Source organism: Paenibacillus sp. Mc5Re-14 (assembly GCF_001049835.1).
In the GTDB taxonomy this organism is placed as follows: domain Bacteria; phylum Bacillota; class Bacilli; order Paenibacillales; family Paenibacillaceae; genus Paenibacillus; species Paenibacillus polymyxa_C.
The window spans coordinates 4,780,323-4,795,456 of the sequence record NZ_CVPD01000001.1; the positions used below are offsets into that span (position 1 = coordinate 4,780,323).

General features: G+C 38.1%; 10 protein-coding genes and 4 pseudogenes. 8 read left to right on the forward strand and 6 right to left on the reverse strand.

What is annotated here, in order from left to right; genetic code table 11:
* Positions 1–10: 10 nt before the first annotated feature.
* A pseudogene (gene polYB / locus BN1546_RS21655) lies at positions 11–436 on the reverse strand (DNA polymerase IV); the annotation flags it as partial.
* A gap of 203 nt (positions 437–639) precedes the next feature.
* On the opposite strand from polYB, the gene BN1546_RS21660 reads away from it, so the two are divergent.
* The 4 genes from BN1546_RS21660 to BN1546_RS21675 are packed head-to-tail and all read left to right on the forward strand — an operon-like array spanning position 640 to position 6,639.
* Positions 640–1,899: a site-specific integrase gene (locus BN1546_RS21660; protein WP_058829803.1), complete on the forward strand. Its 1,260-nt coding sequence runs from the start codon at positions 640–642 to the stop codon at positions 1,897–1,899.
* Between the two features lie 20 nt (positions 1,900–1,919).
* A complete protein-coding gene (locus BN1546_RS21665; protein WP_090738812.1) occupies positions 1,920–4,427 on the forward strand; it encodes a helix-turn-helix domain-containing protein in 2,508 nt (835 codons plus the stop codon).
* A complete protein-coding gene (locus tag BN1546_RS21670; RefSeq protein WP_090738813.1) occupies positions 4,427–6,058 on the forward strand; it encodes a site-specific integrase in 1,632 nt (543 codons plus the stop codon). The genes BN1546_RS21665 and BN1546_RS21670 overlap by 1 nt, the downstream gene beginning before the upstream one ends.
* On the forward strand, positions 6,055–6,639 hold the full coding sequence (locus BN1546_RS21675; protein WP_058829800.1) for a hypothetical protein: 585 nt from the start codon (positions 6,055–6,057) through the stop codon (positions 6,637–6,639). Before BN1546_RS21670 ends, BN1546_RS21675 begins: the two co-directional genes overlap by 4 nt.
* A 644-nt stretch (positions 6,640–7,283) precedes the next feature.
* Here the strand turns inward: BN1546_RS21675 and BN1546_RS21680 are convergent.
* On the reverse strand, positions 7,284–7,655 hold the full coding sequence (locus tag BN1546_RS21680; RefSeq protein WP_058829799.1) for a helix-turn-helix domain-containing protein: 372 nt from the start codon (positions 7,653–7,655) through the stop codon (positions 7,284–7,286).
* A 150-nt stretch (positions 7,656–7,805) separates the two neighbouring features.
* Here BN1546_RS21680 and BN1546_RS21685 point away from each other — a divergent pair, with 150 nt between their 5' ends.
* From BN1546_RS21685 to BN1546_RS21700, 4 genes and pseudogenes are all read left to right on the forward strand, one after another.
* Entirely contained in the window at positions 7,806–8,804 is a 999-nt protein-coding gene (locus BN1546_RS21685) for a DGQHR domain-containing protein (RefSeq protein WP_058829798.1), read from the forward strand.
* 307 nt (positions 8,805–9,111) lie between these two features.
* Positions 9,112–9,687, forward strand: a complete 576-nt coding sequence (locus BN1546_RS21690; protein ID WP_058829797.1) for a Crp/Fnr family transcriptional regulator — start codon at positions 9,112–9,114, stop codon at positions 9,685–9,687.
* Positions 9,688–9,819: 132 nt separating this feature from the next.
* Entirely contained in the window at positions 9,820–10,836 is a 1,017-nt protein-coding gene (locus BN1546_RS21695) for an NAD-dependent epimerase/dehydratase family protein (RefSeq protein ID WP_090738814.1), read from the forward strand.
* Positions 10,837–11,048: 212 nt separating this feature from the next.
* Positions 11,049–11,387 (forward strand): annotated as a pseudogene (locus tag BN1546_RS21700) (IS4 family transposase); the annotation flags it as partial.
* Here the strand turns inward: BN1546_RS21700 and BN1546_RS27115 are convergent.
* From BN1546_RS27115 to BN1546_RS27995, 4 genes and pseudogenes are all read right to left on the reverse strand, one after another.
* Positions 11,385–11,537 (reverse strand): annotated as a pseudogene (locus BN1546_RS27115) (IS4 family transposase); the annotation flags it as partial. The pseudogenes BN1546_RS21700 and BN1546_RS27115 sit on opposite strands and share 3 nt — an antisense overlap.
* A complete protein-coding gene (locus tag BN1546_RS28535) occupies positions 11,525–12,106 on the reverse strand; it encodes a tyrosine-type recombinase/integrase (protein WP_369690591.1) in 582 nt (193 codons plus the stop codon). The gene BN1546_RS28535 and the pseudogene BN1546_RS27115, both read right to left, overlap by 13 nt.
* Complete coding sequence (locus tag BN1546_RS21710) at positions 12,103–14,919, reverse strand: Tn3 family transposase (protein WP_369690592.1); 2,817 nt, start codon at positions 14,917–14,919, stop codon at positions 12,103–12,105. Before BN1546_RS21710 ends, BN1546_RS28535 begins: the two co-directional genes overlap by 4 nt.
* Positions 14,804–15,076: pseudogene (locus tag BN1546_RS27995) on the reverse strand (DUF4158 domain-containing protein); the annotation flags it as partial. The pseudogene BN1546_RS27995 and the gene BN1546_RS21710, both read right to left, overlap by 116 nt.
* Positions 15,077–15,134: the final 58 nt, after the last annotated feature.

Consider the following 15,134-nt stretch of genomic DNA (forward strand, 5'->3'; position numbering starts at 1 on the left):
ATTTAATGTCTTACTTATAATGCCCCCCAATCTTCCTGGATCTTTCCAGGGCCTGGCCGACATGAGTGAGGGAGGAGGCTCTTACGATCGCCGTATTGCCGTAGCGCTCCTTAATGCTGTCGGTGGCTTTCTCTAGGGAGCGTGCCCGTTTCTTATCATCAAAAAAGGAAACCTGGTACGTTTCCGCATCCATTAGACTGCTTAGGCTAACGCCCAATCGCCTTACCGGCATGCGATCCCAAAATTTATAGAAAATTTCCTTGGCGGCTTTGTAAATTTTATTCGTGTTGTTAGTCGGATCGGGCAGCTTCATCTGGCGCGAAAACCCGGTCGGCGACTCAAACGGGCTGCACATGCAACTGACAGTAACGACATACCCCATATACCCTTTGCGCCGGCTGTCTTGACATACTTCCTCGGTGAGCTCGAGCAATATCTATAAAAGAATGAGCATAATTCTTTGTGAGCATTAAAAAAAGTATAAACCCTTTGTCTACGAGTATTTCTGCTATTTTAAGACCATTTCTTTATGAGCATTTATAACGGCTTAACATGATAACTTAGATATGGTAATATATTGAATGATGGGTTTTTATTGTGAGCATAAATACAAGCTCAATTACATATAAGGGAGTTCAAATGAGTTATATTAATTCAATCACGCCTTTTATTGGAAAGATAGATGGTTTACGTTTTAGTGTACAGAGTGTAGCAATTGAACTATGGAAAGTGCATCGAGATAGCAAGCCTGTTATTAATAAACATGCTGTGATCGTTCTCCAAAATAAAAATAATAACAGGTTCTGCGTTCATCCCCTTACGGAGTTTATATTCCATTATTGGAAATATAGAGCCTATAATTCCCAAAGGCTCCATGCTAATTTTCTGTGTTCTTTTTTAAATTACATACTTATCAAGCATCGTACAAAGTATAAGCTTTCTTCTTTACAAGAGCTCCAGTTTTCTCATGGAACGGCCTTTTTAAATGAATTAACAAAAAAAGATAGATCAAGAGTGACAGTTAGAAAGGCAGAGAGAACATTAACCTTGTTCTATGAGTTCTTAGCGAAGAAAAAGCTGTTATTTTATGTTGATGAGAGTGTTTTTAAAAAGAAAATTCTCTACGGAAAATCAAATCAAAAATATACGATTTCCCCATTTGAAGGGGTTGTCATACCAAAAAATAAGCAAGCCCATATAGCACACGATTTACCAGAACAATATATTTTACCTTTGATTGAGATGGCTGTAAAAGTGGCCAATCCCATTGCTCTGGGAGTTTATTTACAGTGTTTTGGAGGAATTAGGCAAGGGGAGATTATGAACATTCAAAAATCTGATGTCACTTCTATCGGTTCCTACGGGGAATTTGGTTTAGTGATTAGGCTACAACAAAAAAACTTGAGAACAGATATAAAAGATAGTTCTGGTACAAGCGGTGTTAAAAAACCAAGAAGACAAATCATATTTCCAATTCAAGATTGGCTGCAACTGTTGTATAAAAACCACATTGAAATTTATTCTTGTATAGATGGTTCTGATGCGTTATTCGTAAATAGAGATGGAAAGGCCATGTCGGGACAAAGCTACAGGGCCTATTTCAGTAAATTGAAAAATGAGTTTTTAAAGCAACTGAGGAAATCGTCTAACCCAGATGATTTGATTTATGCAATCAAACTTGAAGAATACAAATGGTCCACCCATTTAGGTAGAGGTATTTTTACAAATCTCCTAGCCGAAGAAGCTAATAATCCATATGATATTGCTTTGCCAAGAGGTGATTCTAATCTTGCATCATCCCTTGTTTATCAAGGAAACACAGAACGAATGAGAAGAAAAATTGAGAGTCGAATGCAGTATTTATACAAAGGCTACTTACCAAATTTATCGAAAAAATAGGTTTTAGGAGTAGAAAAAACATGCCATCATTAAATCCTACTGAAGCAGTAGAGAAATTAGGAATGAGCTATGCTAATTTAATGCGATTATTGAAAAAAGGTGCCTTTACAGACGCAAAAAAAGTACGTGGTTCGTGGCAAATCCCTTTGAAAGCTGTGGAGGATTACAAGGCATCATTAAACGCCCCCGATGGATATTTGACCATTGCGGAGGTTGCCAAGCGACTAAATCTTACTGAGCTTTGGGTTGGCAAGCTTACAAAGAAAGGCTCATTTGTTGGGGCGAAGAAACATAGAGGTTCTTGGATAGTACCCTCGATTTCTTTGGAGGAGTATATCGATTCTTTTTCTACTCCAGAAGGATTTTTTTCCTTATCGGAAGCAGCCGAATATTTATCCGTAAGCGAAGCTTGGGTTAGAAAATTAATATTAAAAAAAGTATTAACAGGGATCGAAGTCATTAAAGGCGTTCGTTACATCCGAGAAGATTGTATGAAAAATTATTTAAAATCGATTCTACCGCCTGAGGGATACTTCTCTACAGCTCAAGCTGCACAAGAATTATTGGTGAGTAAACTGGTAATTAATGTACTAGCAAAAGCAGGCACATTTCCAGGCGCAAAAAAACAAAAAATACCCTATCATCACGCAGGATGGATTATTCCTATTAATGCAGTAAATCAGTATAAAAAAACACATCCTTTTCCGAAAGAGTTTGTACCATACACTAATATTGCTGCCCAATTAGGGGTTAGCAAAGATTGGGTTATAAAATTAATTAGGGCAGGTGTGATATATAAAGATATAAAGCAAAATAACGAGTGGATTGTTCCTGTTAAAAAATCAATTGATTTTGTTGAAAAGGAGAAAAAAAGACAGCAGGAAATGGCGAAACTATTAACACCAATTGATTTATTTGAATATAGGTTGGCCCGACTGGAAGTGCCTAAATCATTGCGAAAAACGATGGAGCTCTATCGTGAATTTGTTATTTTAAAAATCAATAGTAGTCTAGGCAACAGTAAAACACTCCACAACTTGGCTTTAAAGTTTAGCAGCACATTCAAGAAATTATTACGATTATTAGAGACTGAAGTGTTTTTAATGAATGCAGAGCAATTGTATCTTATCTTTCATAACCCCGAAATTGGGATTCAAGATAAACGTACCTTTAGTTCCTTTTTGGAGTTTTGTACAGGTAAAGGTTTATGTACATTCTCAAAAAATTACGCAGTAACTCCTGTACCTGTTGAAGAAAGAGAAATGTACAGTCCAGAACGATTTTTAGATTATTACAATTATGTAAAGGATATCGATCTTCACCTCCAGCGGGCCATCGAGAGTAGAGACTATGCAGTAACGTGGTTATATGTATTAATGCATGTCATTGACGCGTGGAGACCATCAGACATTATTAAGCTACCAAATATTATGCTAGATTTTCACAATTTACAGACTTTTGATCAACTTAAAGAAAAAAAACTGTCCCTGGAACAGGCGCAAGCGGTTATTAACCATATGTATAGACGAGTAGAACGAATGTATATTAGCAAGACAGGATCTCTGGGTCATTTCCTTGTTAATCAAGACATGATTGTTCCAACGGCTACCGTTCTTGTCATCACAGAGATTCATCGCAGAAGTGAGGGAGATCAACAACTAATCAGAGTTGGTAAAAGAAAATTCGCCCATTTTGATAAAGAAACCCATTTTCGATCATTTTTCAAAAAACGGCCGAATCTTGTTGATTTCCAGAGTCGAAAAATGAATAGAACGCTCTTGACATATTTTTTCTACAGTGTTGTGGAAGGAAAAGAAAATGCGAATATTGCTTATGAATTGTCACAACAAGTCAGAGGGCATATTGATATAAATACGACTGCAACATATATTCAATCTACAAACAAAGATGGTTCTATAGAACGAGTGAGTCTGAACTTGTTTAACCGAGGACATTTTGGATGGTTATATCATCATCTTATTAGTCTATTTATGCCGGACGGTCCGCAGCTTGGGCTAGAGCAAAGTACCGCATTGATAGAGAAATTTCGAAAAGAATTTAGTCCTTATCAATTAGAACAACTTAGCTATTTCTTAGTGCGCCAGCAAAAAAGTAAAAAATCTTTAGCTTTGCAATTATCCAATATTACAGAAAAAGACCTTGAAACTTTGTTGTATAAAGTCTATAAAGGTGAGATGCCAGCCAAACTACAGCACGTGCAATGTTTGACTTATCCGAATTGCACTTCTCCAACTGCTATGACTTGCTTACAGTGTGAAAACGCAATACCGAAAATTTATATATTAATTTCAATTTATCATGAACTTGATAGATTGATCGTATCGATTCAAAATACCAAGTATCCTGCCACTCGCATCAGAGACAGCAAGTTTTTGTTTCAAATTCTGGATCTTTTAAGTCAGGCGGTACAGCAATTTGGAAAAAACTATGTTGAAACTTTTGTAGATCTTAACAATATAAAATTAAAGATACTTGCCATTCAAAATTTAATCAGTGGGGAAATTTGATGACTAAATTCTACTCAGGATTACAGAGAAGACAAACCTTAGAGGAATTGAGCAACAAGTACATTTTGGAAAGTATTGAATCCGTCACTTTCAAACTTGGAGATCTTCACGATTACAAGGAAATGTTTAGACAATTGAAACGGAAAGGAGGAAATATTACTGGCGATTTTGAAGATTACTTGTGGGTATTTAAAGAGGAATTCAGTAATTTTCACTTTGAGTTTGACTGTGAGGTCTATGGAGAGATTAATCTTGCTTTAAAATGCTATTCCGTACAGAAAATATACAATGGAATTAGCACTCAAAATGTTCGGCAAAATTTAGGGCATATAAAAGAGGCTATACGAATTACCCGAGGTTTTCGGTTGAACGAGCTAGCACATTTAGAAGATGCATTTAATCATTTCGGGATACATAAACGTTTTACCATGGCCGCTAGTATAAGGGAATTTCTGATTTTTTTTAATCATCGTTATAAAGATGCATATTGCGATTTATGTGCAAATTATAAGACGAAAGTCTCAAATGTACGCGAATTACCCAATTTTCATGATATCTTACTTTTCGACTTAGCTTTGGATGAATATTTTAAAACCTGTACTTCCGAAGAAGAAAAATTGCAATATTATCCGATCTTTCTATGGTGGAGATTAACTCGTATCATTCCCATGAGGCCCATTGAATTTTATTTATTATCTAGGGATTGTACAATGAAAGATAAAGAGGATAGATATTGGATGGTTTTACCTCGAAGAAAGAATTCATCTAAATATCCAGGAAGCCTCAAGATTACGGATACTGTCCAAGTGAATAAGGAAGTCTTTGAATTAGTTGAAGACTATAAACAACTCACATCGGCTTACGAAGCTGTATCTCCCTATTTGATATCGTACAAGGCTTATCGTAAGTTCGTTAAATTAAACACGAGGGAACGAGCTCAAGAAAAGATAGGGGCCTTTCAGTTTATCAATATGATAGATCGATTTTATGATGATGTCATTATTCCGAAGTACGGCAATTTAGAACGGGTAAAGCCCGGCGATACGAGACATTTTGCTTTTTGTAATATGATGCTGCAAGGTTTTAATATGTTAACTATTGCTCGCATAGGTGGACATAGCTCACTGGAAACACAACTACATTACCATAAGCATTTGGATCATTTTGCTCAATCTTTTGTCCACCACGCAGCGCAAAAACTTCGATTGAAACGTAAGAACCTGTGGAGATTAAATAGTGAACTTGGAACTCAAGCAATAATTGCTAAAAGTAAAATCTACCAAGCTAGCGATTTTCAAGAGAAATACAAAGTAGAACATGGCTATTGTACGGATCACCCATCCCGGTGTAATGTCGGGGATTGTCGTTTTTGTGATTATTATTTTTTCTCTCCAGAAGATGAACAACTAGGATTAGCCTGGTTAATTGATTGTTCTAAAGTACTGGAAAGCAGATTGAAGGAACAATTGGAACTTATACGATATCTCACAAAATCCATGAATTACGATTGTCCAACGTTGATGTATCAGCAATCTGGTCAAGAAAAGCTATCTTTAGCTTGCAATGAACTAAGACGATTTATGGATCAGAAGGCCATGGTTGATTCTTATCTGTTGGAGGATGAATTATGAAAAAAGGTGCACCACCAAAATATACGGATAAGTATTTAAAAGACATCTTGTTAAAATATGTTTCAAATAATCCTGGTAAGAAAATTAATCCCTCTAGGTTAGAAAGGGAGACAGGGATCAATCGATTTATTTGGACAAGAAGAATGTCTGAACAGATCACAAAGATAAATCAGCCCGTGGAGCAGAAGGTTGGAACTGAAAATTCATATCCCTTGCCTAATGTTGTTGAACTTGTCGAAACGCACTGGAATAACAAAACTGGCTTGATTAACGCATTAGCACATTTTAATGAGATGCTAAATGCTCTGTATCAAAAAGCAAAGGATTACGAATCAATGCTTAAGCAAAATCAAGACTTAGTTGTTAACTTGTCTTCAAAAGAAGAAAAGATTAAATTGCTTGAACACGAAATTAAATTACTCAGAAAACAGTACCTTGAAGTGGCTGTCAAAAGCACCTATAAAACTTTTCAAGAAGAAGGACTAGAAAAAATCATATCCATCACCAAAAATAAAAATGCAGAAGATCGAGCTTTAAATGCGGATATTGTAAAAATGTATCCAGAATTATTTGATAATTGATGGAAGTATAACAGTAAATATTTATTTAACGAGAAAGTTTGAGCAAATAGTCTTTCTCTTATTGATAATATAAGAAGATCCATATAGCAGCACGTAGTACTTTTGGCTTGATTAAAGTTAAAAAAAGTTGACTGCCTTACGGGAGTTCCACTTGCTACCGGAATTCTGCCGGGAAGAGAAAAGCTACTCAGTTGAGCGACAAAAAGGTAAGAATTTTAACGAGTCAAAAGTTTTGGATCAAGCAAAACACGTGACTCAGGAATTCCAGTAGATCTCATGCGTATCATGGCATGCTGCCAGAGGTTGACGCTTGAATCAGAAAAAGTATGCGCGGATTGTCTGCTGTCAAAAACGCATAGATCTCTGGTTGAAGAAGATTATTTGTAAAAAATAAAATTACGGAATTTTCATGTAGTAACTAAAATTTTGAGTTACAGAGATAAAGAATAATCGTGGGTGTTGCTATCGGAATAATTATGAGAAGTGAAAAGGGAAGCAGCAAAAATCAATGTATTACAATATGAGCATCCTAAAAAAATGAATTTTACCGTTAGTAAACAAAAAGTAGGTGTTGTGATAGTATGAACTAAATAAACTACAAAATGGAAAAAAACATAACCTATACGAGACGAAAGTCGTATAGGTTATGTTTTATTTATATGAGAATCTACAGTAGCTAAAACATTATGAGCAAGCTGTTGAATCATCTGAATATCATGAACAGATCTCTTTGATAGTAAATCATTTAAGCTGTCCAGGACCTCTTCTTTTGCCTTTTCATCTTCAGAGAGGTATTTGTCGTTGTAATATCTAAAAAACTCGCTAGGAGTGAATTCAAGTGCTCCTAAAATTCTTTCGAGTGTTTCTAATGAAATGTTTCTCTCACCTCGTTCTATTCCCCCAATATAGGGTTGAGGTAAGCCGACTTTTTCACCCAGCAGTTCCTGAGTATAATTTTTGCCTTTTCGGATAGCTCTTATTCGCTCTCCTACATAATCAGTAATACGAATTCCCACAGCAACCACCTCTCTTTAAAGATTAGGTAAGTTGCTGCTTATATTACAGATATTCATGTTATATATTGTTAATTGAAATAATATAATTTAAGGTCTATATTATCTAATGAAACTACGAAAAATATAACAACAAAAGGTGATTAAACTTCTATGAATAGCTTGCCAAGACCTATTGTGATTGAAAATGTCCTTCAATATAAAATGCGTGGTAAAGTAGCCTACCAAAGTTACCTACCTGCCTCAATTGCACTAAATGTTACTTATGTTAAGCATTACGATCATCCTGCTGGAAAAGGCTATCAAAGACCTGTAGATTCCAAAAGAAGTACTGATTTTGCAATATACTTATCAAAAGGTGACGATGCTTTATTTACCCCTGTTTTGTTGAATGCTGCTGGGAATTGGGAATTTTCAGCTTACGATAATATAAGAACAAACTACGGAAGACTTGTATGCAAAGGGAAAGCATCACTTATGGATGGACAACATCGTCTTGGTGGTATTGAACGTTATATTCAAGAAACAAATGCTGAATTAAATATTCCTTTTCTTGCCTTCCACCATTTAGATGAAGATGAAGAAATACAATTATTTGATACTATTAATACTAAAGCTAAAGGTATCGGGACTTCATTAAGTAAATATTTACGACGAAATTCTGACGAATATAGCTGGATTGCAACAGAGCTAATTACACGTCCTGAAAGTCCCTTTCACAACATTGGCAGCATTGTTGGTAAACGTACCCGTGGTCGTCATATTACTCTTCAAAATCTGTATCGAACACTCCAGTATCTATTTAAAGAACAAAAAATGGTAGCAATGAACAACGAAGAAAAATATCAAATCGCTTTAAATTATTATCGTTACATCAAAGATATTTTTTCGAAAGAATGGATAGATTATGGGGATTATCGTATTACCCATATTGTTTGTCTTGATGCCCTTTCTATTGCCGGTAGTAAGATTTTGACAAAGAGTATAAATGAACGTGGTAGATTAGATTATAATCTAATGCACAAGCATGTAAAAAAACTTGTGTCAATGAACTGGTCCTCAGAAGGTCCTTTAAAATATGTTAAAGGTATTAGTGGATCTAAATCTTTGGCGATTGATTTAATTGATATGATGATGTTGTCTTCAAATTAATGAGTGTCCAAAGAAAATACAATATTTAGGGGTAGTACCACATGCCCATCAAGCTAATATTTTGAAGTACCCCCAAAACGAAATTTTTATCTCTTGATAGTTATTTATGAAAATTAAATTCATTTTTTCGTTTTGGGTAACAGCCAATTTCTTAAGTTGATGGATGTGTGTTGCTACCCCAATAAGTGCTAATCGTTGATTGTATTGAATTTTAAGTAAATCTATTATGTGCTTGACATGGTTGAATGCTATAATAGTAAATTGTGGATAAAGGATATGCCTTATATGTTTAGAGAGGTGATGAATTATGCTTAATAAGCCGAGTGATTATATTGAAGCTGGTTTGAAGCTGGAGTTGGAAGAAGATTTAAAATACTTATTTAATTCAACAGCTGACATAAAGATGGTACCAAAGGGTACAATTGTTTTAAGGCAGGGGCAAAGAGTTTCTTCACTGTATTATATTCATAAAGGAATTATGAGAGGATATTATATAGGTGCTGCAGGGAATGATGTGACAAAATGTTTTGCAGCTGAAACAGAATTTGCCTGTGCAGAGGGTTTATTAAGAGTTGAAGAAGCTAGATTTAGTGTAGAAAGCCTGCAAGACAGCATTTGCGTAGTTATTCCGTATAATTCCATAGATCAAGGTATGAAGAAAACTAATCAAATGAAGGTTATATTCACTAATTATATTCAGAAGATTCTTGTTGGTATGCTAAATCGAGAACAGGCGTTACTTATGAAAGATGCACTGGAAAGGTACATGGAGTTTAAAAGAGAGTATTCTTCTTTAGAAAGTAGAATAAATCAATCATATATTGCTTCTTATATTGGAATTAGAGCAAGCTCACTTAGTAGAATTAAGAGAAGTATGAAATAGAATAAACGTTTTTAGGAAACATCAAATAAAAGTATTTGGTGTTTTTTTATTGCAATTTACCTATGTCAATTACAACAGGCTATTATCGCATTATGATAACTGGTGTAATCACTGATTTAGGAGGGTTTATTTATGAAGAAAATTTCCTTGGTAACAGGTGCAAATGGTCATTTGGGTAACAACTTGGTAAGGGAATTATTAAAAAGAGGAGAAACTGTTAGAGCAAGTGTACGAGATTTAAATGACAAAGAACCATTTATAGACCTTGATTGTGAGATCGTCTACGCCGATTTGAGGGATAAAGACTCACTTCATAAAGCACTTGATGGAGTGAATACCTTATATCAAGTAGCTGCTGTATTTAAACATTGGGCACAAGATCCTGAAAAAGAGATAATTATTCCTAATGTTGAGGCAACTCAAAATATAATGGAGGCTGCTAAAGAAGCAAATGTAAGAAAAATAGTATATGTAAGCTCCGTAGCAGCATTGTCATTGGACAAGACAAACTTAAAGGGTAAAATTGATGAAACTACATGGCTTGAAAACAGTCATGGAAATGCATACTTTGATTCAAAAGCACGAGCTGAAAGAACAGCTTGGGAGCTGGCAGAAAAATATGATTTGGATATGGTTAGCGTTCTTCCTGGTGCAATGATTGGTGGAGAGTATTTAAAGAAAACTCCAACCATACTGGCCTTTGACAGTATTCTTTTAGGAAAGATGAAAGTTAACTATATAAGTGAAATGACGCCAATAGATGTAACTGATGTTGTGAAAGGTATGATTGCTGCAGCGGAAAAAGGTGTAAGGGGTACAAGATATATCTTGGCTAATGAAGAGCCTGTAACTTCAGATGATATCATTAAAATTGCAAAAAAATTTATTCCTAATCTTGAGATACCACAAAAATATACTAAAGAACAGTTGTTAAATTTAGCTGATAAACTTGAATTTGAAGCAAAGGAAAAGAATACTCAGCCATCACTACTTAGAAGTCAAGTAGAATTATATTATGGTGGAATAAATAGACACTATGACCTTACTACATCAAGACAGGATTTGAATTTTAAGCCTAAGTTGGGTGAAGTGGCATTAGAAGAGTATTTTAAACGTTTTTTTGCTAGCCTAAGAAAAAAATCCTTATAATGAATCGGTTACACTTAACTGGACAATAAAATAAAGGTCAAGTAGACTTACCGCCAATTCTGGGCATACTTCTAACTCACATAAGTGAACAGTCCCAGAAACTTTATATGGGGTCCCACCACATCGTCATCAAGTTAAGACGAATTTGTATCTATATAACGAAAAAAACGCTATTCTTTTTGTAGAAATATACAAAAAGGATGGCGTTTTTGATGAATCCTATCATTTCAAATGAACTGAATCTTTTCGCACAAGAGCTACAATACTTTTTATCTCCAGTAGTCCTACAAGATATCGCCAAACAAGTTGGCTTTGTACAGCGATCTAGTAAGTATCAAGCAAACGAACTCATTGCCCTTTGCGTATGGCTCAGTCAAGAAATAGCTAGCACATCACTTACACAATTGTGCAGTCAGTTAGAGGCTTCCACTGGGGTACTGATGAGTTCAGAAGGACTGAATCAATGCTTTAATCCAGCGGCTGTCGCATTTCTTCGAGAAGTCTTTACTTCTCTTCTCACACAAAAACTCTGTTCAAATCGCTCGCTTACTAAGTAAATCATATTCCAATTGGATTTTCACGCCTGCCGTATTACTACTCCCACCTGAACCTTGATAGTCAGTGGCGAAATGATCAGGCAGTTGAAACACCGTCGCATCTAAAATACGGATACGATTGAAAGTAGAGATCATGTGTACAGTTTTAGCCAGGTTAAGAGAAAATGTCGCAGCTTGTGTGGAGACAGATTTTGAGTCATGCCGGCAACTTCCGAATATTTGGCTAGGATTTTGCGGATTCCCCGATCAGTATATTTCTTCTTCCATGATGATTCGAAAAGGTACACCGCTTGCTTCTTTTTCATGGAATCAGCATGCATGGCCAACATTTCCTTGAACGAATGAGGGAATGGTACAATACGATCCTTCTTCCCCTTGCCATTATTAATGCGGATCTGGCAGTAACGGAAATCAACATCGACCAACTTGATACTAATCAGTTCACTGACCCGAACGGCTGTATACAGAAGTGTCTTAACGATCATCATATCTTGAAAATTCTTCGCCTGCCAAACAACATCATAATATCGCTTTAGCTCCTCTTCTGTGGGTACATAGGGGAGCTTCTTCGCTGCTTTGGGTACCTCGACTTCCAGTTCTGCTCGAAGGTGCTGAAAAAGGCTTTTGAGATACGCATAGTCTGGTCGTTCCCTGCGGATATGCTTGGCCAGTTCTTTCGCTTTACGTTTTGGAGATGTACGCTTTTCGTTCATGCAAGCACACTCCCTTCCAGGGGGAGACGTTCACTCATATTCAGCTTGAACGTTCCGTACGGGTTCACATGCGTATAAACCAGGGGCGTAAGTGCCCGTAAGTCTTCCGGCGTCATCATATCGTACCATCTTCGGTCAGACAGGATGTTTTGTAACATGATGGTATTTATGTAGACCAAGCAGTTCTGCAGGAGGTGGAGCGACAGTACGGCCATCTCTTGATCCTCTAAACGGTTGGTAGCTATTTCTCCGCCTTTTCCGTAAAAAATGAAACTGTTTGCCGAGTTCCAGTTCTCCACGACATTCAACCCTGAATTAATCTCCCTGCGCAGCTCCTCTGAGTGAAGATAATCGCACAGGAATATCGTCTTGACTGCTTTACCCAGTTCGCCCAAAGCTTGATACGTGGGATGTTTTAAGTTATTGCGTGTAAATCGCTTCAGGATCGCTTCCGTTTCAGCGGTACCAAGGCGCAAAGCAGTGGCATACTTCATCATTTGGTCGTACAGCTGCCGAATCAGCTCCCAATTGATCGGACGAGTCAGTACCGGCTGTAAATTCTGATAAGCATCGGTCATGCCTGGTTCCGGTCTATACAGCTTTTGTGAATGAATAGCTTTAAGGCGCGGCATGAGATGGTATCCTAACAGGTGGCAAAATGAGAATGCAACCTCGCTCTGGCCATGGGAGTCCACGTAATTCTTCTCGACTTCCATCTCTGTGCAATGCCGGAGCAATCCTTCCATCATAGCAGCTACCTCGGACGAGGAACATGACTTGAGCTGCGAGTAGATGCAGGTCGAGTGTTTCTCAACATGCCAATAAATCATCACGCCACGACCACGGTACCGAATATGCCATTCTGTCATTAAGTTTTGATCCCACGCGCCGAATTTTTTGGAATCCGATGCACAGGATGTTGTGGCGTCGCCCCAAATTTCCTGCATCCGCACGCGAAATATCGCATTAACGACTTCAGAAATGGCGTTGCGAAGGTTATCTTTATGGATGAATTTTCTCCGGACGTAGAGCAAGTCTTTGTAGCTTTCTCCATGCTCACCAGCACTCACCCGTTTCAATCCTGTATTGGTCCCAAGCCCGTATAGAGCCAGGATAAGTCTCTTTTGTAGACTTTCTCGATCTAACGTTTCTCGCGAAGCTACCGTCTTGAATTGTTCGGTGAACCCGACGCGGAGATCCGTCTCCTTCAGGATATCCAGTAGGCTCGTCATGGGCCACCGCCGTAGTAACTCTGCCTTGACGCGGGATAAATTAACGGGTTCTGTTTGTGGCTCTAAAGGTGACAAACTGATCCAATCATTCCCTTTCTCAGTAATCCGGACTTTTTCGTTTTTGGAAAGCCCGCAATGCAGCTTCTCCAATCCATCCTTCATCGCTTGCTTCAGCGTCTCAATAAAGTCAACGGCGTCCAATGGTTGCTTTAAGGCCTTGTAGTTTTCCTCACGTCGTTCCTCAAAATCGGTGGGGAGGTCATCATCCGGGTTCCGATATCGATTCGCACCTACCGCCCATATTTCCTTACAGCGGAGCTTGTCTCTCAACGCTTGCAAAACACTGATTTCATAATTCATACGGCTTATACGCTCTTGTCCTTTCTCGTCTTTCTCTACAATGATTTCTCTGTTAACGGTACGTATGACTCCATCAATCGGGATATCTTCCATTAGGGGTAAATAGTGCTGGCCTGTATCTGAATACTTTTTGACCAGTTCTAGCGCGAGAATCACTGGCCGATGAACCTCATTATTGGAACGGAAGTCCAGGATACCTAATATCTCAGGAACCATCCGGCGATAATGGCTCCCATAGGAAGCGCGGATAATCGTGTGAACCTTCTCGCGATAAGCCGGGCCTGTATGCTTGAACTCTTTAACTAGATCCCGCAATGTCTGCTCGTTGACGATGGGAAAGATCACATCCCGTACAATACCATCCGGATTATTAACGACAGATTGGGCCAGGTTAAATAATATGCCGTGCTTATTGCCCACTTTCCGCAGGTCGTTCAGAATCTCTTTCTCTACCTTGCGTTCAGCCCGAACGCCAATACGATGAACAATCTGGATGAGCAGTTCAATTAAATTATCCGTAATCTCCATGCTTCGGAGCCAAAAGAAGGCCGATAATAGCGTGTAGCGAGTCGGATTGGGATGGCGACGTAATTCCCGGAGATCCTCTGTTGCGGTCCGCTGCCGGTATTTGATTAAGGCTTTAAACGGGATATCCCGGAATAGCTCATCCGGAAGCTCCAAATTACGAATCGCTCGTAGTTTGCTGACCTCCTTTAATACACTTTCCACTCCAGGTTTTCCCGGATCGGCTTTCATTTCATGAATTGAAAGGATTACATCGGAGCTCCTTGCCCCTTCTAGATCTTCATCATCAAGAAATGCATTGCGGTCCACGAGTGCATCCAGCTTGGCTAAAGAAGCAACTGGAAGCTTTTCAAGGGTGGCCTGGAAAAACTGTCCTTCGTAGGTGCGGATGGAGGTTTTTATCAGCCGCTCGATGCGATCTGGCGTAGGCGGGACAATCTTCATCTCTCGGAACCGTCTGTATACCGTATCCACTAAATATTCGAAATCATGACCATGGAATAGTTCATGAGTACAGAGCCAATCGGTTACATCTTTCAGCATCTTGTACTGTATCCTCACGATAACCGAAGAAGTCCCTAATTTGGGTTCGGTGGTACGTGATGGATCGCCCGGCCCAATCATATTGTGCGTATAGTTCCGGCTGCACTTCAATCTGCTTCGCAATATATTGGATAACCGCTTTGGGAACTTCAAATTTATGGAAGGGAAAACGCGCTTCGTATTGAAAAAATTTGAAGAGGACCGCAAAGCCCAATCTTGTTTCTCTCGACTTGTTCCCGATTTGCTGCATCTCGTTGGGCAGAAAGGTAAAGTGTTCAGTCAGCTCATCCAGCACCCAGTTACGCTTCATGTAATCCCCTCCAAACAAAGTTCCTAAAATGATGAGTATCGGAATAATGCAGTTAAAA